Genomic DNA, 23,622 nt, shown 5'->3' with positions numbered 1-23,622 from the left:
GGTCAGAGCACCTGGCGCAGGAACGCCTGGGCGCGCAAGTCCTTCGGTGAAGTGAAGAACGCCTCCGGCGGCGAGTCTTCCAGCAGCTTGCCATGATCGAAGAACAGCACGCGGTCCGCCACTTCGCGGGCAAAGCCCATTTCGTGGGTCACGCAGACCATGGTCATGCCTTCCAGCGCCAGGGTCTTCATGACATCGAGCACTTCACCGACCATTTCCGGGTCGAGCGCCGAGGTCGGCTCGTCGAACAGCATCACCTTCGGGTCCATGGCCAGGGCCCGGGCAATGGCGACCCGCTGCTGTTGGCCACCGGACAGGCGCGAAGGGTATTCATTGGCTTTCTGGCCAATGCCAACCTTCTCCAGCAACGCCCGGGCCTTGGCCTCACGCTCGGCCTTGCCGCGCTTGCGCACCACCTTCTGCGCCAGGCACAGGTTCTCCAGCACGGTCATGTGCGGGAACAGGTTGAAGTGCTGGAACACCATGCCGACTTCACGGCGGTAGGCGTTGACGTCGGTCTTCGGGTCGGCCAGTTGCAGGCCGTCGATGGCCACGGTGCCCTCATCGAACGACTCCAGGCCGTTGAGGCAGCGCAGGAAGGTTGACTTGCCCGAGCCCGACGGCCCGAGTACAACCAGCACTTCACCCTTGGCCACGTTGGTGCTGACGTGATCGACCGCGCGCACCACCTGGCCACGGGTATCGAAGACTTTTACCAGATCACGAACTTCAATCACTTTGCGCAAGCCTCCGCTCGAGCCGGCTGGCCATGTGCGACAGCGGCAGGTTGATCAACAGGTACAGACCGGCGACGCAGAACCAGATCTCGAAGGTCGAGAACGAGGTAGTGATCGCTTCGCGCCCGCTCTTGGTCAGTTCGGTAATGGCGATCACCGACACCAGCGAGGTGTCCTTGACCAGGCTGATGAACTGCCCGGCCAGCGGCGGCAGCACGCGTTTGAACGCTTGCGGCAGCACCACGTGACGCATCGACTGGCCAGCGCTCAAACCCAGCGAGCGAGCGGCTTCGCCCTGCCCCTTGGCAATCGACTGCACACCGGCGCGAACGATTTCGGCCACGTACGCGCCGGTAAACAGTGCCAGTGCAGCCACCCCGGCGAACTCGCGGGACAGGTTGAGCACGGTGCCGATGAAGAAGTAGAAAATGAAGATCTGTACCAGCAGTGGCGTGCCGCGCACCAACTCGACGTAGACCGTGGACAGGTCACGCAGGGTCGGGTTGTTCGACAAGCGGCAGAGGCCGGCAAACAGGCCGATCACCAGGCCTAGCACGCCAGAGGCCACCGAGATCCAGACAGTGGTCCACAGCCCCCAGGCCAACGGGCCGGCAGCCCAGTGATGGGTGACGCCGATCAGGTCACCTTCGGCGACATCGTCGCCACGGGACAGCAGCACACTGGACAGCTCGACGTCGAACACCTGCTCGGCACCGCTCTCGTCACGCAGGATGACACTTGCCATGTCACCTTTGGGGGTAATCGATTCGATGGTGCCATTGTCGCTGGCGCGCTGGGCGACTTCGGACTGGTAGGCGAAGTACTGCGGTACCCGGTTCCAGCTCCACTCGTAGGAAATCATCGAGGTCGCGTAATACAGGCTCAGCGCCAGGCCCACCAGGACCAGCGCGGTCAGCCCGTGCCAGGGCCACTGGGCTTTCTTGTGTTTGATCACTTGAGGGTACTTCCGTAAAAGCGAACGCGCAGGACCAGCCTGCGCGTCGGGTTTCAAGCCGGGCGTGGTGCCGCGGCCTTATTCCATGTCCTTGAGCCAGGCGGTGTCCTTGAACCACTTGTCGTGGATTCGATCGTAGGTACCGTCGTGCTTGATCTGGTGCAGGAAGTTGTTGATGAAGTTCAGGCTGTCGTAGTCACCCTTCTTCAGGCCGAACGCCAGTGGCTCGAAGGTGAACGGCTTGTCGAGGAACAGCAGCTTGCCGGCACCGGCCTTGTTCACCGCAACCACGTTGTAGGGGGCGTCGTAGACGAAGGCGTCAGCCTTGCCGTTGACCACGTCCATCACCGCTTCCTGCTCGTTGTCGTAGCCGTGGTACTTGGCTTTGCCGATCAGCTTCTTGGCAACCATTTCGCCGGTGGTACCGAGCTTGGAGGTCAGGCGGTACTTCTCGTTGTTCAGATCCTTGTAGGACTTGATCTCGCCCGCCAGCTCCTTGCGGATCAGCAGGGTCTGACCCACAACGATGAAGGGTTCGCTGAAGTTCAGCTTCAGGTTGCGTTCCTGGGTCAGGGTCATGCCGCTGCTGATGATGTCGAACTTGTCGGTCATCAGGGCCGGGATGATGCCATCGTAGGAAGTGGAGACCATCTCCAGCTTGACGCCCATGGACTTGGCCATGGCCTTGAGGATATCGACTTCGAAGCCGACGATCTCGCCACGCTTGTTGGTCATCTGGAACGGCATGTAGGTAGGGTCCATGCCGGCACGCAGCGTGCCGCGCTTGACCGCCTCATCAATGGCGCCGGCTGCCTGGGCAGCACTGACTGCCATCAGCGCGGTGACGCCGACCAGCAGCATCGACAGATATTTTTTAAACATCACCAGATCCCCCAGCAAGAAAGCTCGAATTTTATTTTTGGCGCGAACCGTCCTACAGACGGGTGCGAGATATTCGGGGGGGATGCTAACGCATGGGCGGCGTTGTGGGTATCAGAAAAAGGGCTGAAAAAAATCGCGGGGCAAGCCCGCTCCCACAGAGACACCATTGACTGGTGCAGTCCTTGTGGGAGCGGGCTTGCCCCGCGATAAATCAGGCACTGGCCAGCGAAGGCTGCGCCACAGGCTCCGGATGCAACGGCAACAAAGGCGAGTGCGGGTCGTTGGCGATCGACTGACGCCAGACGCCCAACCAGGCCTCGTTATGCTCGGCCCAGACCCGCGTATGCAAGCGCGCCAGAGCGACCGGATCGCTGAGCAATGCCAGCCGGGTATTGCCGTCCAGGCCGCTTGGACCGAGGTCCAGCGCCTTGTCGATTCGCTCGGCACGCAGCGACTCAATCGGTGCCGCGACACCATGACGCGCGGTAGCCAAGGCACAGGCCAGGGCATTCTGCTGCGGGTCGACCACGGCCCGGACGAAACCGTCATGCATGGCATGCCAGCGGTTTTCGTGGGTGTACTGGTCGGTTGCCAGCAACTCGTGCGGCGTAGCGTATTCCTCAGGGATCAGGAACAGGCTCTCGTCCTTGGCACGCAGGCCCAGGTGCACCCGGCTGGAGATCACCGACACCGGGATCGACAGCATCAGCGAGCCGACAATGGGCACCAGCCACCACAGGAAGCTCGGGTTCAGCCACGCCACCAGCAAGGCCCAGGCCAAGCCCAGCAGGGTCTGCGGACCATGACGGCGCACCGCTTCGCTCCACGGCGTCGAGTCATCGTCACGCTGCGGCGAGTTCCAGGTTGCCGCCCAGCCGAGGAACGCAGCCAGGACGAAACGGGTGTGGAAAATCATCCGCACCGGTGCCAGCAGCATGGAGAACAGCATCTCCAGCAGCATCGACAGGGTCACCTTGAAACGCCCGCCGAACTCTTTCGCACCCTTGGCCCAGATCAGGATGATGCTGAGCAGTTTGGGCAGGAACAACAGCACGATGGTGGTCGAGAACAGCGCAATGGCCTTCTCCGGGTGCCACTGTGGCCACAACGGATAGAGCTGACGCGGTTCGAGGAAGTACTGCGGCTCCATCAGGGTGTTGGTCGCCAGCAACGCCGTCGACAGCACCAGGAAGAAGAACCACAACGGCGCCGACAGGTACGACATCACCCCGGTGAGGAACACCGCACGGTGCACCGGGTGCATGCCCTTGACCAGGAACAGGCGGAAGTTCATCAGGTTGCCGTGGCACCAGCGCCGGTCGCGCTTGAGTTCGTCGAGCAGGTTCGGCGGCAATTCTTCATAGCTGCCCGGCAGATCGTAGGCAATCCACACGCCCCAGCCGGCACGGCGCATCAGCGCGGCTTCGACGAAGTCGTGGGAGAGGATCGCACCGGCGAACGCACCTTTGCCCGGCAACGGCGCCAGGGCGCAGTGCTCGATGAATGGCTTCATGCGGATGATCGCGTTGTGGCCCCAGTAGTGCGACTCACCGAGCTGCCAGAAGTGCAGACCGGCAGTGAACAACGGGCCGTAGACGCGGGTCGCGAACTGCTGCATGCGCGCATACAGGGTATCCATGCCCGAGGCTTTCGGCGCGGTCTGGATGATCCCGGCATCCGGGTTGGCTTCCATCAAGCGCACCAGGCTGGTCAGGCATTCGCCGCTCATCACGCTGTCGGCGTCGAGGACCACCATGTAACGGTAGTCACCGCCCCAGCGACGGCAGAAGTCGTCGAGGTTGCCGCTTTTGCGCTTCACCCGGCGGCGACGGCGGCGGTAGAAGATCCGCCCGAAGCCCTTGGCCTCGCGACAGACTTCCAGCCACGCCTGCTGTTCAGCCACAGCAATATCGCTGTCGTTGGTATCACTGAGCACGAAGAAATCGAAGCGGTCCAGGTCACCGGTGGCAGCGACCGACTCGAAGGTCGCGCGCAGGCCGGCAAACACCCGTGGCACATCTTCGTTGCAGATCGGCATGACGATGGCGGTACGCGCCCCGGCCTCGATCGGCTCGTTACCGGCGCTGCTACCGGAGATGCGGTACTTGTCGCGACCGGTCAGCAGCTCGAGAAAGCCCATCAACGCGGTCCAGAAACCGGCCGAGACCCAGCAGAACAGGATACCGAACAGGATCAGGATGCTGGTCTGCAATGCGTACGGCCAGACCTGAGTGGCGGTCTGCAGCAGCGACTGGTGGGTGATTTCGTCGAGATCGACGAACGACCAGCCCTGGTACGGCAGGATACCTTTCATGTACCAGCCGGCAACGATGGTCTGACCGAGCATCAGTGCCAGCAGGATGTAGCGGCGCATGGAGCCGACCCAGCGCCAGCGCGCCTTGGGCAGCTCGCGCTTTTCCGGTGCCGGGGCGTTGCGCCGCCCGGTCAGGCGGCGCCAGCCACGGATCAGGATGTTGGTGCGCCATGGCTCGGGAATCACCCGGGTACGGCGGATCGGCGGCGTCGCCTTGAGACAGACCCGGCCACTGCCATCCACCGCAAGCATCTCGGCGTCGTGCATGTCCTGGGCGCTGTTCAGGGTCAGGCGCTCACCCACCGAAGCCTGCACGGCTTCGGCATCGCGAGTGCCCGGCTGGGCCGACAGACGTTGATGCAGCTCGCTGAACGAGGTGCAGCTGGCAAGTTCTGCCCGCTGCTCATCGCTCAGTGGTAAATGGGCCAGGTATTCGCCAAGCGATTCTGGCCGTGCTTGAGAGTTACTCATCGGCAGGCAACTGATAGCTCCAGGTCTCGGTCAGCACCTGTTCGGTGGTGGCCGGTGCCCCGGTGGTGGATGCCGCGTCGGCGGCTGGTTGCTCGGCAGGCTTCTCGGCCTTGGCAGCCTTGGCAGCTGCCTTGTCCTGTTTAGCCGGTTTGGCTGGCTTGGCAGGCTCGACCGGGACGTCACGCAGCAGCGCTGCACGCATTTCCACGGACTTGCTCGGGTCTTTGACCTTCATCCGCAAGGTCAGGCGCCAGCCTTTGATTTCCGGGTTGTAACGCAGGTTGTTCTCGACCAGCTCGGCGTTGTCACCGATGCTGACCTGACTACGTACAGCAGTGTCTTCTGGCAGTTTAGCCAGCACCGGGCCTTCGAAGTCGACCAGGAAGGCCACGCTGCCGTCCGGCTGACGGATCAGGTTGGACTGTTTGACGTCACCGGTAGAGCGCAGGGTCTGCTTGACCCAACCGAGGTTCGGCGAGTGGAACTCGGACTCGTCGATGGTCCAGTGCAGGCGGTAGGCGTACTCGAACGGCGTGCCCGGCTCCGGCAGTTTTTCCGGGCTCCAGAAGGCAACGATGTTGTCGTTGGTTTCATCGGCGGTCGGAATCTCGACCAGGTCGACAGTACCTTTGCCCCAATCACCAACCGGCTCGATCCAGGCGCTTGGACGCTTCTGGTAGTTGTCATCGAGGTCTTCGAACTGGCTGAACTCGCGCTGGCGCTGCAGCAAGCCGAAACCACGCGGGTTCTCGACGCTGAAGTTGCTCACGGCCAGGTGTTTCGGGTTGTTCAGCGGACGCCACAGCCACTCGCCGTTACCGGCATGGATCGACAGACCCTCGGAGTCGTGCAGGGCCGGACGGTAGTTGAGCACTTTCGAAGGCTGGTTGCCGCCGAACAGGAACATGCTGGTCAGCGGGGCAATGCCCAGACGGCTGACGTGGTCACGCAGGAACACCTTGGATTTGACGTCGACAATGGTGTCGCTGCCCGGACGCAGGGTCAGCTTGTAGGCACCGGTGGAACGCGGCGAGTCGAGCAGCGCGTAGATCACCAGGTGTTTGTCGGTGGCCTTGGGCTTTTCAATCCAGAACTCGGTGAACCGCGGGAATTCTTCGCCGGACGGCAGCGCGGTGTCGATGGCCAGGCCACGGGCGGACAGGCCATAGACATGGCCCTTGCCGACCACGCGGAAATAGCTGGCGCCAAGCAGGGTCATGATTTCATCCTGCTTGTCGGCCTTGTTGATCGGGTACAACACGCGGAAACCGGCGTAGCCGAGGTTCTCGGTGGCCTTTGGATCAAACTGCACGCTGCCGAAATCGAAGCGGCTCGGGTCGTACTTGATCTCCTCGACCTTGGTCGAGGTGACTTCGTTGATTTTCACCGGCGTGTCGAAATGCATGCCCTGGTGATAGAAGGACAGCTTGAACGGGGTCTTGTCCTTGGCCCACTCGGCCTTCTCCGGCAAGAAACGAATCTGCTGGTAGTCAGCGTACTTCATGTCACGGAACACAGCTGGCAGATTGCTTTTCGGCGCTTCGTACTTCTGTCCGGCAAGATCCTTCGCCTTGGCCGCAACATCGTCAAGGTTGAACGCCCAGAGCTGACCTGCGCTGAACAGGCCTACCAGCGTTGCGCCTGCCAAAAAGGCCTTGCGCAGCCGATTGCCAGGGGTTCTTGGTGCATTACAGGGACTAACAATCACGAGCAACCCTCGCCGAAAACAGATCAATAAACCAACGGCCAGCGACATATGCCAGGTTGGCGAGCACTGTTCGGACTCCGAAAGGGCGCAATGATTCCCCAAACGGTTCCGGACAGTCTCAAGTCAGAGTAAAACGAACCCACGAACGCAGGTTCACAATAGCGCGCGATTATCCAGCAGGCCGCGTTACAACGCATCAGGCCAAACAAACTATTTATGCTACAAAACCCCTTGTTTTCCTGCAAACAGGGGTTTTTTGCCATCAGATTTGTAACATAAATGTTACGGGGCCATCATTGACCAGGTGCACCTGCATGTCAGCCCCGAACTGACCACTGGCAACCGTGCCGTGCAGCGTCTGGGCCTGGGCCAGCAAATAGTCGAAAAGCTCCGCGCCGAGGGCTGGTGGCGCCGCAGTGGAAAAGCTCGGGCGCAAGCCGCTCTGGGTATCGGCAGCCAGGGTGAACTGCGATACCAGCAGCAGACCGCCGCCAATATCCTTGAGCGACAGGTTCATCTTGCCCTGGGGATCGCTGAACACCCGGTAGTTGAGCAGCTTGTGCAGCAATTTATCGGCGTGTGCCCGGGTATCACCGGGTTCCACCGCGACCAGCACCAACAGGCCCTGGTCGATTGCCCCTACCGTTTTGCCCTCGACATCCACCCGTGCACCACGTACACGTTGCAGCAGCCCCTTCATGCTTCTTCCAGAGGCAGGTCGAGCAAGCGCCGGGCCATCTGGTCGGCGGCACGCACCAGGGCGTCGGTGATACCGGGCTCCGAGGCGGCGTGACCGGCGTCGCGAATCACCTTCAGCTCACTGTTCGGCCAGGCCTGATGCAGTTCCCAGGCATTGTCCAGCGGACAGATCACGTCGTAGCGGCCATGCACGATGACCGCCGGCAGATGGGCGATCTTCGGCATGTCGCGGATCAGCTGGTCCGGTTCGAGGAAGGCATTGTTGGTGAAGTAGTGGCATTCGATACGGGCGATCGACAGCGCGCGCTGCGGCTCGGAGAAGCGATCGACCACCAGCGGGTTGGGGCGCAGGGTTGCAGTGCGCCCTTCCCAGGTCGACCAGGCCTTGGCCGCATGCATCTGGGCAATCTGGTCGTTGCCGGTCAGGCGCTTATGGAAGGCTTTGACCAGGTCACCGCGCTCTTCAGCCGGAATCGGCGCGATGTAGTCCTGCCAATAGTCCGGGAACAGGCGACTGGCGCCGGCTTGATAGAACCACTCGATCTCCTGCGGACGGCACAGGAAAATCCCGCGCAGGATCAGGCCATGGACGCGCTCGGGGTGGGTCTGGGCGTAGGCCAGGGCCAGGGTCGAGCCCCAGGAGCCGCCGAACAACAGCCACTTTTCGATCCCCAGGTGCTTGCGGATACGCTCCATGTCTTCGATCAGGTGCCAGGTGGTGTTGTTTTCCAGGCTGGCATGCGGGGTCGAGCGACCGCAGCCGCGCTGATCGAAGGTGATGATCCGGTACAGGTTGGGATCAAAGTAGCAACGGCTCTGGGCATCGCAGCCAGCGCCCGGGCCACCATGGATGAACAGCACCGGCAGACCTTCCGGCGAACCGCTCTCGTCGACGTACAGCACATGCGGTGCTTCCACGGCCAGATCGTGCCGGGCGTAGGGTTTGATCTGCGGGTACAAGGTCTGCATTACGCACTCCGTGTGGGAATTATTCTGCCGTTGGGCATCATAAACCTGAATTGCGCTTTGAGCATGTACCTGTGTTGGTCTTACGGGTCTCATCGCGGGGCAAGCCCGCTCCCACAGAGGTGGTGATGACGCCTGTGGGAGCGGGCTTGCCCCGCGATAGCTTCAACGCGAGTAGCGCTCCTGCCCCCACGCCAACACTGTCTCCAGCAATTTCTTCAACACCACCTGGGTCGGCTGCGCCAGATCCTCGCGATACCTGAACGGCTCGACCTCTTCCATATAGGTACTTTGCGCCAGCTCCAACTGCACCGCATGGATGTTGTTGGCCGGATCGCCATAGTGACGGGTGATATGCCCGCCCTTGAAGCGGCCATTGAGCACATGACTGTACTGCCCGGCCTCAGCGCAGACACCCTGCAGGCGCTCAGCCAGCTGCGGATCGCAACTGGCGCCATTGAAGGTGCCGAGGTTGAAGTCCGGCAGCTTGCCTTCGAACAGGTGCGGGATGTGCGAGCGGATCGAGTGCGCATCCCACAGCAGTGCGTAGCCAAACTGCTCGCGCAGGCGCGCCAGCTCACGACGGATCGTGTCGTGATAAGGGCGCCAGATGCCCTCCAGGTACTCCGCCCGCTCTTCTGCCGACGGCTCCTTGCCAGCCTGGAACAGCGGCTCGCCCTCGAACAGGGTAGCCGGGTACAGGCCCGTGGTAGCACCGGCATACAACGGCTTGTCATCATCTGGACGGTTCAGGTCGATGACAAAACGTGAGTACTCGGCGGCCACCACGCTGGCCCCCAGCTCACGGGCAAAATCGTACAGCTGCGGAATATGCCAGTCGGTATCGGGCAGGCTCTGCGCCTGCGCCACCAGCCCGGCCTTGACCACCGGCGTCAAACGCAGGCCGGCATGCGGCATGCTGATCAGCAGTGGCAGGTCGCCTTGGTGAAAACTCAGTACCTTGTCCATAGGCCCTCCTTCAATTGAAAATTTCGCGGCCCATACGTACCACCCGCTTGGGCAGGTCGCCGCCCAGCCAATAGCACAGGTCCGCCGGACGCTCGATCTGCCAGGCAATAAAGTCCGCCACTTTACCCACCTCCAGCGTGCCATGGCTGTCGCCCAGCCCCAGTGCCGTTGCGGCGTGGGTGGTGACGCCGGCCAGAGCCTCTTCCGGAGTCATGCGGAACAGGGTGCAGGCCATGTTCAGCATCAGCCGTAGCGACAGCGCCGGCGAGGTGCCAGGGTTGAGGTCGGTGGCGATGGCAATCTTCACCGCGTGTTTGCGCAAGGCATCCATCGGTGGCAGTTGGGTCTCGCGCAAAAAGTAGAACGCGCCGGGCAACAGCACCGCCACGGTGCCGGCCGCGGCCATGGCGATGGCATCGTCCTCGGTCATGAACTCCAGGTGATCGGCCGACAGCGCCTGATAGCGCGCCGCCAGGCTGGAGCCGGCCAGAGACGACAGTTGCTCGGCATGCAGTTTCACCGGCAGCTTCAACTCACGTGCCTTGATGAACACCCGCTCGACCTGGGCCGGGGAGAACGCCAGGTATTCACAGAATGCATCCACGGCATCGACCAGCCCTTCGGCCGCCAGTGCCGGAAGCATCACCTCGCAGATATGGCTGATGTAATCGTCAGCCCGGTCCTTGTACTCCGGCGGCAAGGCATGCGCCGCCAGGCAGGTACTGCGCACGGTCAGCGGCAACTCTTCACCGAGGCGGCGAATGACCTTGAGCAGCTTGCGCTCGCTGGCCAGGTCCAGGCCGTAGCCGGACTTGATCTCCAGGGTGGTGACGCCATCACGCATCAACGCCTGGACCCGCTGGCGGGCACTGCTGAACAGTTCATCTTCGCTGGCCGCACGGGTCGCCCGCACGGTGCTGGCAATGCCACCACCCTGGGCGGCGATCTCGGCATAGCTGACCCCTTGCAGGCGCTGCTCGAACTCGCCGCTGCGATTGCCACCGAACACCGCGTGAGTGTGGCAGTCGACCAGCCCCGGAGTGACCCAGGCGCCGCCCAGGTCCACGGTTCTGTCAGCGCTCAGGGTCGGCAGCGACTGGCGCGGGCCGATCCACTCGATGTGGCCGGCGCTGGTGATGATCGCCGCGTCCTCGATGATCGAGTACGTGCCTTGGGCCATGCTCGCCACATGGCAGTGCTGCCAGAGGGTTCTCATGCAATGTCTCCGTTTCTAGCGGTGAAGTTGGGACGGATCCTGGGCCAGCGGCGCCTCGCCTTTCGCTGCCCGCGGCTTGCACCACAGCAGGTAGGAGGCGACCAGGAACAGCACCCAGACCACGCCGACCAGCAGCGCTGCCTGAGTATCAGGGAAGTAACCGAGCACGCCGAACACGAACAGCATGAAGGCAATCGCCGCCGCCGGACCATAAGGCCAGAACGGCACCGGGAACTTCAGCTCGGCAACTTCTTCGCGGCTCATGCTGCGACGCATGGCAACCTGGGTCACCAGGATCATCAGCCACACCCAGACGGTCGCAAAGGTGGCGATCGAGGCGATCAGCAGGAACACGTTTTCCGGGATCAGGTAGTTGAGTACCACGCCACCGAGCAACGCTGCACCCATGACCAGCACGGTCATCCACGGCACGCCGTGACGGGAGATTTTCGCGAAGCCCTTGGGCGCATGCCCTTGTTGGGCCAGGCCGTACATCATGCGGCCGGCGCCGAAGATATCGCTGTTGATGGCCGACACGGCTGCCGAGATCACCACGATGTTCAGCACAGTCGCCGCCGAGCCGATCCCGAGGTTACTGAAGATCTGTACGAACGGACTGCCCTGGCTGCCGATCTGCGGCCATGGGTACAGGCACATCAGCACGAACAGGGTCAGTACATAGAACAGCAGGATGCGCATCGGCACCGCATTGATCGCCTTGGGCAGCACGCGCTGCGGGTCCTTGGCCTCACCGGCGGTGATGCCGATGATCTCGATGCCACCAAAGGCAAACATCACCACGGCGAAGGACGCGATCAGGCCGCCAATGCCATTGGGCATGAAGCCGCCATGCTCGAACAGGTTGCTGATGCCCACGGCGTTGTCGGCACTGGCGTTGTTCAGGCCGAAAATCATGATGCCGAAGCCGGCCAGGATCATCGCGACAATCGCTCCGACCTTGAGCAGCGACAGCCAGAACTCCATCTCGCCGAAGACTTTGACGTTACACAGGTTCAGGCCGCCAATGAGGAAGACGATGCCCAGCACCCAGATCCAGCGGGCAACTTCGGGAAACCAGAAGCCCATGTAAATGCCGAAAGCAGTCACGTCGGCAATACAGACGATGATCATTTCAAAGGCATAGGTCCAGCCCAGGATGAACCCCGACATCGGTCCCAGGTAGGTGGTGGCATAGCTGCCGAACGAGCCGGAGACCGGGTTGTGCACAGCCATCTCGCCGAGGGCGCGCATGACCATGAACACCGCGGCGCCACCGATCAGGTAGGCCAGCAACACGGCCGGGCCGGCCATCTGGATCGCCGAAGCAGAGCCATAGAACAACCCGGTACCGATTGCCGAACCGAGGGCCATGAAGCGGATATGGCGGGCCGTCAGGCCACGTTTGAGCCCTTCTGCTTGTTGCATGTCGCGTCCTTTTTCTTGTTCTTGGGGTGTCGCTGAATGACATTGGGGCTGCTTTGCAGCCCATCGCAGGCTTCGCCAGCTCCCACAGGACTATTGTGGGAGCTGGCGAAGCCTGCGATGGGCCGCGAAAGCGGCCCCGGAAGTGTCACAGGCTAGGCAGGACCTTGGCCGGCAGCAGAGCGGTCAGCGAACCTTCGGCCAGCAGGGCGATAGCCGCCTCGATGTCCGGCGCGAAGAAACGGTCCTTCTCGTAGAACGCAACCTTGCCACGCAGGGCCTTACGCGCCTGCTCCAGCTTCGGCGAGGTTTTCAGGCCTTCGCGCAGGTCCAGGCCCTGGGCGGCAGCAAGCCACTCCACGGCAAGCACACCGCGGGTGTTTTCAGCCATTTCCCACAGACGCTTGCCGGCAGCCGGAGCCATCGACACGTGGTCTTCCTGGTTGGCCGAGGTCGGCAGGCTGTCGACGCTGTGCGGATGCGCCAGCGCCTTGTTCTCGCTGGCCAGCGCGGCCGCAGTCACCTGGGCGATCATGAAGCCGGAGTTGACCCCGCCGTTGGCCACCAGGAACGGCGGCAGCTGGGACATGTGCTTGTCCATCATCAGCGAGATGCGACGCTCGCTCAGCGAGCCGATCTCGGCAATCGCCAGGGCCATGTTGTCAGCGGCCATGGCCACAGGTTCTGCGTGGAAGTTACCACCGGAGATCACATCACCTTCGCTGGCGAATACCAGCGGGTTGTCGGACACGGCGTTGGCTTCGATCACCAGTACTTCGGCGGCCTGACGGAACTGGGTCAGGCAGGCGCCCATGACCTGTGGCTGGCAGCGCAGCGAGTACGGGTCCTGGACCTTGCCGCAGTTTTCGTGGGAGGCCGAGACTTCGCTGCCATCGCCGAGCAGATCGCGGTAGCAGGCGGCGGCATCGATCTGGCCACGCTGGCCACGGGCGGCATGGATACGCGCATCGAACGGCGAACGCGAACCCAGCACCGCTTCGACCGTCAGGGCGCCGATCGAGGTCGCTGCGGCGAACAGATCCTCGCCTTCGAACAGACCGCGCAGGGCATAGGCGGTGGATGCCTGGGTGCCGTTGAGCAGCGCCAGACCTTCCTTGGCCGCCAGGGTCAGCGGCTCAAGACCGGCAACCGCCAGGGCTTCGGTGGCCGACAGCCATTGACCGTTGTGACGCGCCTTGCCTTCACCGAGCAATACCAGCGACATGTGCGCCAGCGGAGCCAGGTCGCCGGAAGCGCCCACCGAACCTTTGAGCGGGATGTGCGGGTAGACCTCGGCGTTGATCAACGCGATCAGCGCGTCGATCACCTTGCGACGGATGCCGGAGAAACCACGGCTCAGGCTGTTGACCTTGAGCACCATGATCAGCCGTACCAGAGCATCGTCGATTGGCTGGCCAACGCCGGCGGCGTGCGACAGCACCAGCGAACGCTGCAGGTTTTCCAGGTCATGGCTGGCAATGCGGGTCGACGCCAGCAGGCCGAAACCGGTGTTGATGCCGTAGGCAGTGCGGTTTTCCGCGAGGATCTGCTCGACACAAGCGACGCTGTCGTCGATCTGCTGATCGGCGCTGGCATCCAGCTTGAGTTTTACCGGCTGCTGGTAGATCGCACGCAGCTGAGCCAGGGTCAGGGTGCCGGGCTTCAGGGTCAATTCAGTCACGTTAATGCTCCGTACTCGTGAGGCGTATGCGCCTGCATAGATATCAGTATCAACCATTTACCGCAGATCAGCCTGTGATCATCGGCAGGTTCAAGCCTTGTTCTTTGGCGCAGTCGATGGCGATCTGGTAACCGGCATCGGCGTGACGCATGACACCGGTGGCCGGGTCGTTGTGCAGGACGCGGGCGATACGCTCGGCAGCCTCGTCGGTACCGTCGCAGACGATGACCATGCCCGAGTGCTGCGAGAAGCCCATGCCGACGCCACCACCGTGGTGCAGCGAGACCCAGGTCGCGCCGCTGGCGGTGTTGAGCAGGGCGTTGAGCAGCGGCCAGTCGGAGACGGCGTCGGAGCCATCCTGCATCGACTCGGTTTCGCGGTTAGGGCTGGAGACCGAACCCGAATCGAGGTGGTCGCGGCCGATCACGATCGGCGCCGACAGCTCGCCGCTACGGACCATTTCGTTGAACGCCAGGCCGAGCTTGGCGCGCAGGCCCAGGCCTACCCAGCAGATACGAGCCGGCAGACCCTGGAAGCTGATGCGCTCGCGGGCCATGTCCAGCCAGTTGTGCAGGTGGGCGTCGTCCGGGATCAGTTCCTTGACCTTGGCGTCGGTCTTGTAGATGTCTTCGGCATTGCCCGACAGCGCCGCCCAGCGGAATGGACCAATACCGCGGCAGAACAGCGGACGGATGTAAGCCGGTACGAAGCCGGGGAAGTCGAAGGCATTGCTTACGCCCTCTTCCTTGGCCATCTGACGGATGTTGTTGCCGTAGTCGAAAGTCGGCACGCCCTGCTTCTGGAACTCGAGCATGGCTTTGACGTGTACAGCCATCGATTGCTTGGCGGCTTTGACCACTGCGGCCGGCTCGGTCTGCGCGCGGTCGCGGTACTGCTCCCAGGTCCAGCCGGCAGGCAGGTAACCGTTGAGCGGGTCGTGGGCGCTGGTCTGGTCGGTGACCATGTCAGGACGCACGCCACGCTTGATCAGCTCAGGCAGGATTTCGGCGGCGTTGCCCAGCAGGGCGATGGAGATGGCTTTGCCTTCGGCGGTGTACTTGGCGATACGGGCCAGGGCGTCATCGAGGTCCTTGGCTTGCTCGTCGACATAACGGCTGCTCAGGCGGAAGTCGATGCGGCTCTGCTGGCATTCGATGTTCAGCGAGCAGGCACCGGCCAGGGTCGCGGCCAGTGGCTGGGCGCCGCCCATGCCACCGAGGCCGGCGGTCAGTACCCACTTGCCCTTGAGGCTGCCGTTGTAGTGCTGGCGACCGGCTTCGACGAAGGTTTCGTAGGTGCCCTGAACGATGCCCTGGCTGCCGATGTAGATCCAGCTGCCGGCGGTCATCTGGCCGTACATGGCCAGGCCCTTGGCATCCAGTTCGTTGAAGTGCTCCCAGTTGGCCCAGTGTGGCACCAGGTTGGAGTTGGCGATCAGTACGCGCGGAGCGTTGCTGTGGGTCTTGAACACGCCGACCGGCTTGCCCGACTGCACCAGCAGGGTTTCGTCTTCGTTGAGGTTGGTCAGGCTCTCGACGATCTTGTCGTAGCACTCCCAGTTACGCGCGGCACGGCCGATACCGCCGTAAACCACCAGTTCTTTCGGGTTTTCTGCGACTTCCGGGTCGAGGTTGTTCATCAGCATGCGCAGCGGCGCTTCAGTCAGCCAGCTCTTGGCGGTGAGCTTGTTGCCGCGTGCAGCGCGGATTTCGACGTCACGGAATTTTTTGAAGTTGTTGTCAGTCACGGAAATGGCTCCTAAGCGATCAGTCCAAACCAACCCAGGCATTGGGTGTGTGATGGTGCTTATACAAACACATCTTTACTTGTATGTACAAGCATAGGCAATTGAAATGCCAACTCGTCGAAGCAAGCCCTATCCAAGCTGAAACGCAGGCGCCAGAGCCCCGCAGGGCCTGGCTTTGATCAGCAGAAAATATTTTTCAGGGGATAAACGGTGAAGTGAAGCCGACCAGTGGCGTTGCACCACTTTGGGACAATCGGTAACAGCCTCGGCCGAAGTGCCCGGCCGAGGCGTAACGATTTCAGTGCGGCGTCAGCTCGATCAGGCAGCAACGGCCCTGCACATTCAAGGTCTGCAGGCTATCGTTGCCTTGCAACTGCAAGCAGTCGTAGCGGCCGAGCCGGTGCTCGCCCTGCCCGGTCAGCGTTACCTCCACCTGGGAAGCGGCAGCGAACAGCAACAACGTCGAGGCCGAGCTGAACACCCGCTGGCTGCCATCCAGCCATTGCAGGCGCGCACGGTAACGTTCGGGGGCATAGATCAGGTTGAAATCGCGAATCGAACCACCGAGCAAGGTGCAGCTGACCTGGCTTTCGCCATTGAAAGCAAAGGCATCGTAAGGCAACAGCGGCCGGGTGGCCTGGCCATCGACCTGCAAACGCATGCCCTCGCCTTCAAGCACGGTGATGATCCGCTGATACCCGGCGAAACTGGAAAACCCGCCCGACTCGGCGATATCGGCTATCGACAGTCGCCAGCCGAAGCCATCCAGGCCTTCGCCGGCATCGCGGGTGATTTCTTCGGTACTGCCGCCGCCGTTCTTCCACGGCATGCGGGGGTAGTCTTTGGCGCGTAAAACCTGCAACTGGCTCATTTGCTGAAGCGTCCTTCCAGACGATGACGGGAACCGGGATGAATCAGACGAGCGGCAGTCACTGGCTGGCGTCCCGACCAGGTGCGGCGACGGATCAGCAGGCAGGGCTCGCCTTGTTCGATTTGCAACAGACGGCACTCTTCTGGCTCGGCGAGGATCGCCTCGACCACATGCTCGCCTTCGGTCAGCGGCGCCACCTGGGACAGATAGGCGTATGGCGTCTGTTGGGTGAAGTCCTGCTTGAGGTAGTCCGGGGCGATCTGCGCGTTGACGAAGCGGTCTTCGATCTGCACGGCAATACCGTTTTCGTAATGCACGATCAGCGAATGGAACACCCGCTGGCCTTCGCGCATGTCCAGGGCCAGGGCACGCTCGGAGCCGGCAGTTTCCTCGGCGAGGGTGATCACCTTGCACGTGTGTTGATGGCCGCGGGCGGCGATCTCATCGGCAATGTTGTTGACCTCGAACAGCGCCGAGCGGGTCTTGGGCTCGGCAACGAAGGTACCGACGCCCTGCATGCGCACCAACAGCCCCTCGGCGGTCAGTTCGCGCAAGGCGCGGTTGATGGTCATGCGGCTGAAGCCCAGCTGGCTGACCAGCTCGCTTTCCGACGGCACCCGATGGTGCGGCGGCCAGCTGCCATTCTGGATCTGCTGGGCAATCATCTGCTTGACCCGGGCGTACAGCGGCGCCGGCCCCTCGCCCATCTGGGCAACCAGCGCGGAGACAGGAGGTGTCGGCACGGAAAATGTCCTTGTTCGGTTGAATGAACGGTAGCTTGCCGGAGTTTACCCAGCAGGCAAACGTCTGTATATGTATATACAAATAATCACAATGAGGTGTTGCGTCGATGTCCGTCTTCTTTGCCGAGCGCGCTCTGCTGCCTACGGGCTGGGCCGAAAACGTCCGAATCGAGGTCGGCGCCGATGGCCTGCTGGCCAGCATCCAGACCGGTGGCTCGGCTGAAGGCGCCGAGCGTCTGGCCGGTCCGCTGCTGCCAGGCATGCCCAACCTGCACTCGCATGCGTTCCAGCGCGCCATGGCCGGGCTGGCCGAAGTGGCTGGCAATCCCAATGACAGCTTCTGGACCTGGCGCGAGCTGATGTACCGCCTGGTCGGCAAGATCAGCCCCGAGCAGTTGCAGGTCATCGCCCGTCAGCTGTACATCGAAATGCTCAAGGCCGGTTACACCTCGGTCGCCGAATTCCACTATGTGCATCATGACAGCGAGGGCCAGGCCTATGCCGATCCGGCCGAGTTGTCCTTGCGCATCAGTCAGGCCGCCAGTGCCAGTGGCATCGGCCTGACCTTGTTGCCGGTGCTGTACAGCCACTCCGGTTTTGGCGGCCAGGCGCCCAATGAAGGCCAGCGCCGCTTTATCAACAGCACCGAACAGTACCTGAATCTGCAGTCACGCCTCGCGCCGCAACTGGCCAGGCAGCCGGCGCAAGCGCTGGGCCTGTGCTTCCACTCCCTGCGCGCGGTCACCCCGGAGCAGATCGCCGAGGTTATGGCCGCCAGCGACAAGGCCTGCCCGGTGCATATCCATATCGCCGAGCAACAGAAGGAAGTCGACGACTGCCTGGCCTGGAGCGGACGCCGTCCGCTGCAATGGCTGTACGAAAACACCGAAGTCGATCAGCGCTGGTGCCTGGTCCACGCCACCCATGCCGAGCCCGATGAAGTCGCGCTGATGGCCCGCAGCGGTGCAATCGCCGGCCTGTGCCTGACCACCGAAGCCAACCTCGGCGACGGCATCTTCCCGGCGGTGGACTACCTGGCCCAGGGCGGTCGCCTGGGGATTGGCTCCGACAGCCATGTGTCGCTGAGCGTGGTCGAGGAGCTGCGCTGGCTGGAATACGGCCAGCGCCTGCGTGACCAGCGGCGCAACCGCCTCTATCGCGGCGACCAACCGATGGTCGGGCGGACCTTGTATGACGCGGCGTTAAGCGGCGGCGCGCAGGCACTGGGGCAGCCGATTGGCGAGCTGGCGGTAGGCAAGCGGGCGGATTGGCTGGTGCTCGATGGCAACGATCCATATCTGGCTACCGCCAGCGAGGACGGCATTCTCAACCGCTGGTTGTTCGCCGGAGGGGATCGTCAGGTGCGGGATGTGATGGTCAACGGCCAGTGGGTAGTACGTCAGGGGCGGCATGCCCAGGAAGAAGACAGCGCACGGGAGTTTACCGGGGTGCTGCGCAGCCTGCTGGGCTGATCCGAAATCGAGGTGCGGCTATCGCTGGCAACGCCAGCTCCCACAGGGATTGTGATCATCACTTGAACTACTGTGGGAGCCGGCCTTGCCGGCGATGAGGCCCTCAAGGCGTGTGCGCAAGCATGTCCTTGTCCGCCACCCGCCAGATCAGGCGGTTGGTGTCATAACCCTGCTGACGCGCTTTGGCCAGCAGGCTTTCCCGCTGCCAGGCCGGCACCGTCGGCTTGCGCGAAAGTATCCACAGGTATTTGCGATCCGGGTTGCCGACCAGCGCGGTCTGGTAGTCGTCACCGACATACAGCACCCAGTATTCGCCCCTGGTTACCCCCGGCAGCACCGTCGAGAACCAGTTGTCGAACTCCACCCAGAGCTTGTCGGTCTTGCCGGGCACCTGTGGCGTGGCGTTGCCGCTGGCTTCCTGCCACTCACCTTCAAGGGTCTGGCAGCGGTTCAGTACCCCGACCGAGCCATCAGGCTTGAGGTTGTAATGAGCCTCGGACTGGGCGCAGTCGCGCTGGAAAAACATCGGCAGGCGCGCCAGTTCAAACCACTTGCCCTGGTAACGCTTGAAGTCGACGCTATCGACCGTCTTCGGCGGAATCGGCCCGGTGCCCGAACTGGCACAGCCGCCCAGGATCAGGCCGATACACAGGGCCAGCAGCAGGTGTAGCGGTTTCATTTGAGCCCCTGTCCTGAGTACATCAGCACTTTGTCGGCGGCGTATTGCACGCTGATAAAGCTCTTCTCGTCACCCCAGGTGCAACTGGACATGCCCAGTGCGCCGGAGCACTCCTTGGGCGTGCCGAGCAGTTTTTCGACCTCGGCCTTGGCCATGCCAGCCTTGAGCTGTGAATAGTTTTCCTGGTTGATTTTGTTGCACGCAGTCAGAAACACGCACAAGGACAACAAGGCGAGGGAACGCAACGACATGAAAGGTCACTCCTGGACATGAGGGTGCAGGCACGGTGGCCTACCGACAGCTTAGAAGGGTAAAACCGCGTCTGGTTCCCCGCCTTCAGCGCTTTCCTGACGTCAAATCACTGCCTTTGGTCGTATTGCGCCACTTGCGCATTAATCTTTTGCCCAAAGCGGACGACACAGGGGCGCGCTGCGACGTATTGCCGCGCCCTCCCCGTTGACCCGCCTTGTGCAGACAGACCCGCAATGACAAAAAACCTGAAGTTCAGCCACAAGATTCTGCTCGCCGCCGCTCTGGTGGTCGCTGTCGCCTTTACCTGCTTTGTCCTGTTCAACGATTACCGCCAGCGCCAGACCCTGCGCAGCAATACCGAGGCCTCCATGCAGGAGCTCGGCAACCTGACCAGCAGTAATATCCAGACCTGGCTGCAAAGCCGCCTCCAGATCCTGCAGTCGCTGTCTCAGCAAGTGGCCGTCGATGGCGCCGGCAAGGACAGCCTGACCCGCAGCCTCAACCTGCCGGTGTACGGCAACAATTTCCTCCTGACCTATTTCGGCGGCCAGGATGGCTACATGCAGTCTGTCCCCCTGGGCAGCCGCCCTGCCGATTACGATCCACGCGTACGCGGCTGGTACAAGGCTGCCAGCAGCGCCGGCCAGACCATCGTCACCGAACCGTACATTTCGACTTCCGCCAACAAGCTGGTGATCACCCTGGCCACGCCGGTGCAGCATCAAGGCCGGCTGATCGGCGTCAACGGTGCCGACACCGACCTGGACAGCATCAGCGCAATCATCAATGCGCTGAACTTCGACGGTCACGGCCAGGCCTTCATCGTCAACGGCGACGGCAAGATCCTGGTCCACCCCGACAGCAAGCTGGTGCTGAAAAACCTCAGCGAAGCCTACCCGAAGAACACCCCGCAGATCGGCAGCGGTCTCAAGGAGGCTGAACAGGGAGGTCAGCAGCAGTTCATCACCTTCACCAAGGTCAATGGCGTGCCCTCTGCCGACTGGTATGTGGCGCTGGTGCTCGACCAGGATTTTGCCTTCGCCATGCTCAGCGAACTGCGTACCTCGGCGATTGTTGCCACGGTGATTGCGGTGCTGATCATCATCGCCTTGCTGGGCCTGTTGATCCGCGTGCTGATGGAACCGCTGCACGTCATGGGCCGGGCGATGCATGACATCGCCGAAGGTGAAGGCGACCTGACCCGCCGCCTGCGCATTCACGCCCAGGACGAATTCGGCAGCCTCGGCCAGTCGTTCAACCGCTTCGTCGAACGCATTCACGAGTCGATCCGTGAGGTGTCCTCGGCCACCGGCCAGGTCAACGAAGTGGCCTTGCGCGTCATCAGCGCCTCGAATGCCTCGATCCATAACGCCGACCAGCAATCGAGCCGCACCAGCAGTGTTGCCGCAGCCATCAACCAGCTCGGCGCCGCCGCCCAGGAGATCGCCCAGAACGCTGCCCTCGCCTCGCAGCATTCCAGCGACGCACGCAACCTGGCTGCAGAAGGTCAGCAGGTGGTCGAGCAGACCATCGAGGTGATGAACCAGCTGTCGACCAGGATCAGCGACTCGTGCGACAACATCGAGACACTGAACGCCAACACGGTGAACATTGGCCAGATCCTCGAAGTGATCAGCGGCATTTCCCAACAGACCAACCTGCTGGCGCTCAATGCCGCCATCGAAGCGGCGCGTGCCGGTGAGGCCGGGCGCGGCTTCGCAGTGGTGGCCGATGAGGTGCGCAACCTGGCCCACCGCACCCAGGATTCGGCGCAACAGGTGCAGCGCATCATCGAAGAGCTCCAGGCCGGCGCCCGCGTCGCGGTCAGCACCATGACCGAAAGCCAGAGCCACAGCCAGCACAGCGTCGGCATTGCCAACCAGGCCGGTGAACGCCTGGGCAGCGTGACCCAGCGTATCGGTGAGATCGACGGCATGAACCAGTCGGTGGCCACCGCAACCGAAGAGCAGACGGCCGTGGTCGAGTCGATCAATGTCGACATCACCGAGATCAATACGCTGAATCAGGAAGGCGTGGAGAACCTGCAAGCGACCTTGCGGGCCTGCAATGACCTGGAGAATCAGGCCAGCCGCTTGAAGCAGTTGGTGGGGAGTTTCAGGATCTGATCTGAAATTTATCGCGGGGCAAGCCCGCTCCCACAGGATCGGTGGGAGCGGGCTTGCCCCGCGATTGAATTCAACTCAAAACCGCGAGCCGGGTTCCAGCAGAAAATCCATCTCTTCATCGGTACTCGGCCGATTCAGCAGCAGATTGCGATGCGGAAAGCGGCCAAAACGGGCAATCACCCGCTGATGCTGCTCGGCATAGTCGAGAAAGCCTTCGAACAAGCGTCGGTCGCTGTCCGGCTGCGCATCGAGCAACAGCTGATAACATTCGACACTGATGTTCTGCCAGTCGAGCACTTCGGCATGCTCCAGCACCAGCAGGATGAACACCCGCTGGATCGGCAGCAGTTGATAATCCCAGGCCTTGTCCAGGCCCTGCATCACCAGGACCTGGGCACGCCGGTCGCCATCGAAGGCATGCGGCGTGTCGCGGTGGATCATGCGTGGCAACTGGTCGAGCAGCAGAACCAGGCCCAGCCAGCCCTGCGGGCTTTGCAGCCACTCGTCCAGTCCGCCCGCGAGTGCCTGGGCAACCAGATCGCCGAAGCGCTCTTGCGCCTCGACGTCGTGGTGCTTGCCGAACCACAGCGTACTCTTCTCGTCAGCGACGTCCTGAGGGCTGGTGCCCCATCCGAACCACCACTCCAGTAACGGCTGCCAAGGTGCGAGCATGACTTACTCCTGGTGATAACCGGTAACGCGCTCGACTTCCTGCTTGGAGCCGAGGAACACTGCCACGCGCTGGTGCAGGCTCTCGGGCTGGATGTCGAGGATGCGCTGTTTGCCGTCGGTGGAAGCACCGCCAGCCTGTTCGATGATGAACGACATCGGGTTGGCTTCGTACATCAGACGCAGCTTGCCCGGCTTGGACGGCTCGCGCGCGTCACGCGGGTACATGAACAGGCCGCCACGGGTCAGGATGCGATGCACATCAGCAACCATCGAGGCGATCCAGCGCATGTTGTAGTTCTTTTTCAGCGGACCGGTCTCACCGGCCAGCAGTTCGCCCACATAGCGGGTTACCGGCTCTTCCCAGTGACGCTGGTTGGACATGTTGATGGCGAATTCGGCGGTGGTTTCCGGTACCTGGATGTTCTCGTGGGTCAGAACGAAGCTGCCCAGCTCGCGGTCCAGGGTGAAGCCTTTGACGCCGTTGCCCAGGGTCAGGATCAGCATGGTCTGCGGACCATAGATCGCGTAACCGGCGGCAACCTGCTTGGTGCCTGGCTGCAGGAAGGCCTGTTCGTTGAGGCTTTCGTTCTGGCTCAGGTACTCGTTAGGGCAACGCAGTACCGAGAAGATGGTGCCGACCGACACGTTGACGTCGATGTTCGACGAACCGTCCAGTGGGTCGAATACCAGCAGGTAGGCGCCTTTCGGGTATTTGCCCGGGATCTGGTAGGCGTTGTCCATTTCTTCGGACGCCATGCCGGCCAGGTGACCGCCCCACTCGTTGGCTTCGAGCAGGATGTCGTTGGAAATCACGTCCAGTTTCTTCTGGACTTCGCCCTGCACGTTTTCAGTGCCCATGCTGCCCAGAACACCGCCCAGGGCGCCCTTGGAAACGTTATGGCTGATCTCCTTGCACGCACGCGCCACCACTTCGATCAGGAAGCGCAGATCGGCAGGGGTACTGTTGCTGCGGGTCTGCTCAATCAAATAGCGACTCAGGGTAACGCGGGACATGTATGGCTCCGAAGGATGGGGGGTAG

At 62.3% G+C, this 23,622-nt stretch carries 20 protein-coding genes and 1 pseudogene; 3 read left to right on the top strand and 18 right to left on the bottom strand.

The window, feature by feature from the left end; translation table 11 throughout:
• Positions 1-2 precede the first annotated feature (2 nt).
• From AC07OF_RS02465 to hutC, 14 genes are all read right to left on the bottom strand, one after another.
• Positions 3-737 (bottom strand): amino acid ABC transporter ATP-binding protein, encoded by a 735-nt coding sequence (locus AC07OF_RS02465; RefSeq protein WP_038616999.1) that lies wholly within the window; start codon positions 735-737, stop codon positions 3-5.
• Positions 730-1,692, bottom strand: a complete 963-nt coding sequence (locus tag AC07OF_RS02460; protein ID WP_476446126.1) for an amino acid ABC transporter permease — start codon at positions 1,690-1,692, stop codon at positions 730-732. Before AC07OF_RS02460 ends, AC07OF_RS02465 begins: the two co-directional genes overlap by 8 nt.
• Before the next feature lie 78 nt (positions 1,693-1,770).
• Positions 1,771-2,574, bottom strand: coding sequence for a transporter substrate-binding domain-containing protein (locus AC07OF_RS02455; RefSeq protein WP_038615443.1), 804 nt, complete (start codon positions 2,572-2,574; stop codon positions 1,771-1,773).
• Positions 2,575-2,785: 211 nt separating this feature from the next.
• The gene (gene mdoH / locus AC07OF_RS02450; RefSeq protein ID WP_495072543.1) at positions 2,786-5,359 is read right to left on the bottom strand and encodes a glucans biosynthesis glucosyltransferase MdoH; all 2,574 of its coding nucleotides are present in this window, start codon (positions 5,357-5,359) and stop codon (positions 2,786-2,788) included.
• Entirely contained in the window at positions 5,352-7,067 is a 1,716-nt protein-coding gene (locus AC07OF_RS02445; RefSeq protein WP_476446128.1) for a glucan biosynthesis protein G, read from the bottom strand. The genes mdoH and AC07OF_RS02445 overlap by 8 nt, the downstream gene beginning before the upstream one ends.
• Positions 7,068-7,329: 262 nt before the next feature.
• Complete coding sequence (gene dtd, locus AC07OF_RS02440; RefSeq protein WP_038615449.1) at positions 7,330-7,767, bottom strand: D-aminoacyl-tRNA deacylase; 438 nt, start codon at positions 7,765-7,767, stop codon at positions 7,330-7,332.
• Complete coding sequence (pip, locus tag AC07OF_RS02435; RefSeq protein ID WP_157194512.1) at positions 7,764-8,735, bottom strand: prolyl aminopeptidase; 972 nt, start codon at positions 8,733-8,735, stop codon at positions 7,764-7,766. The genes dtd and pip overlap by 4 nt, the downstream gene beginning before the upstream one ends.
• Positions 8,736-8,897: 162 nt before the next feature.
• Entirely contained in the window at positions 8,898-9,701 is an 804-nt protein-coding gene (gene hutG, locus AC07OF_RS02430; protein WP_038615452.1) for an N-formylglutamate deformylase, read from the bottom strand.
• Positions 9,702-9,711: 10 nt separating this feature from the next.
• Positions 9,712-10,917: an imidazolonepropionase gene (hutI, locus tag AC07OF_RS02425; RefSeq protein WP_157194514.1), complete on the bottom strand. Its 1,206-nt coding sequence runs from the start codon at positions 10,915-10,917 to the stop codon at positions 9,712-9,714.
• Between the two features lie 15 nt (positions 10,918-10,932).
• A complete protein-coding gene (locus AC07OF_RS02420; protein ID WP_157194814.1) occupies positions 10,933-12,342 on the bottom strand; it encodes an amino acid permease in 1,410 nt (469 codons plus the stop codon).
• 145 nt (positions 12,343-12,487) lie between these two features.
• Positions 12,488-14,020: a histidine ammonia-lyase gene (gene hutH, locus AC07OF_RS02415; protein ID WP_191830641.1), complete on the bottom strand. Its 1,533-nt coding sequence runs from the start codon at positions 14,018-14,020 to the stop codon at positions 12,488-12,490.
• Positions 14,021-14,087: 67 nt separating this feature from the next.
• Entirely contained in the window at positions 14,088-15,767 is a 1,680-nt protein-coding gene (hutU, locus tag AC07OF_RS02410; protein WP_038615459.1) for a urocanate hydratase, read from the bottom strand.
• 298 nt (positions 15,768-16,065) lie between these two features.
• Positions 16,066-16,638 carry a HutD/Ves family protein gene (locus tag AC07OF_RS02405; protein WP_495072542.1) on the bottom strand — a complete coding sequence of 191 codons (573 nt, stop codon included), beginning with the start codon at positions 16,636-16,638 and terminating at the stop codon, positions 16,066-16,068.
• Entirely contained in the window at positions 16,635-17,345 is a 711-nt protein-coding gene (gene hutC, locus AC07OF_RS02400; protein ID WP_167335155.1) for a histidine utilization transcriptional repressor HutC, read from the bottom strand. Before hutC ends, AC07OF_RS02405 begins: the two co-directional genes overlap by 4 nt.
• Before the next feature lie 143 nt (positions 17,346-17,488).
• Here hutC and AC07OF_RS02395 point away from each other — a divergent pair, with 143 nt between their 5' ends.
• Positions 17,489-18,853 carry a formimidoylglutamate deiminase gene (locus tag AC07OF_RS02395; RefSeq protein ID WP_495072541.1) on the top strand — a complete coding sequence of 455 codons (1,365 nt, stop codon included), beginning with the start codon at positions 17,489-17,491 and terminating at the stop codon, positions 18,851-18,853.
• A gap of 103 nt (positions 18,854-18,956) precedes the next feature.
• On the opposite strand, the gene AC07OF_RS02390 is transcribed toward AC07OF_RS02395, so the two are convergent.
• Together AC07OF_RS02390 and bamE are read right to left on the bottom strand one after the other, a co-directional pair.
• Complete coding sequence (locus tag AC07OF_RS02390) at positions 18,957-19,532, bottom strand: lipocalin family protein (RefSeq protein ID WP_495072540.1); 576 nt, start codon at positions 19,530-19,532, stop codon at positions 18,957-18,959.
• The gene (bamE, locus tag AC07OF_RS02385) at positions 19,529-19,783 is read right to left on the bottom strand and encodes an outer membrane protein assembly factor BamE domain-containing protein (protein ID WP_038615469.1); all 255 of its coding nucleotides are present in this window, start codon (positions 19,781-19,783) and stop codon (positions 19,529-19,531) included. The genes AC07OF_RS02390 and bamE overlap by 4 nt, the downstream gene beginning before the upstream one ends.
• Positions 19,784-20,017: 234 nt before the next feature.
• On the opposite strand from bamE, the pseudogene AC07OF_RS02380 reads away from it, so the two are divergent.
• Both AC07OF_RS02380 and AC07OF_RS02375 read left to right on the top strand, forming a co-directional pair.
• A pseudogene (locus AC07OF_RS02380) lies at positions 20,018-21,055 on the top strand (HAMP domain-containing protein); the annotation flags it as partial.
• A gap of 24 nt (positions 21,056-21,079) precedes the next feature.
• Positions 21,080-21,910, top strand: a complete 831-nt coding sequence (locus tag AC07OF_RS02375; protein ID WP_410457922.1) for a methyl-accepting chemotaxis protein — start codon at positions 21,080-21,082, stop codon at positions 21,908-21,910.
• Positions 21,911-21,985: 75 nt separating this feature from the next.
• Here the strand turns inward: AC07OF_RS02375 and AC07OF_RS02370 are convergent, their stop codons facing one another.
• Positions 21,986-22,582: a DUF924 family protein gene (locus tag AC07OF_RS02370; RefSeq protein WP_495072539.1), complete on the bottom strand. Its 597-nt coding sequence runs from the start codon at positions 22,580-22,582 to the stop codon at positions 21,986-21,988.
• A 3-nt stretch (positions 22,583-22,585) separates the two neighbouring features.
• Complete coding sequence (locus tag AC07OF_RS02365) at positions 22,586-23,596, bottom strand: class 1 fructose-bisphosphatase (RefSeq protein WP_136478544.1); 1,011 nt, start codon at positions 23,594-23,596, stop codon at positions 22,586-22,588.
• Between the last annotated feature and the right edge of the window lie 26 nt (positions 23,597-23,622).

Source organism: Pseudomonas sp. GW821-FHT10B02 (genome assembly GCF_059415665.1).
This window is presented reverse-complemented; position numbering and strand designations above follow the sequence as displayed.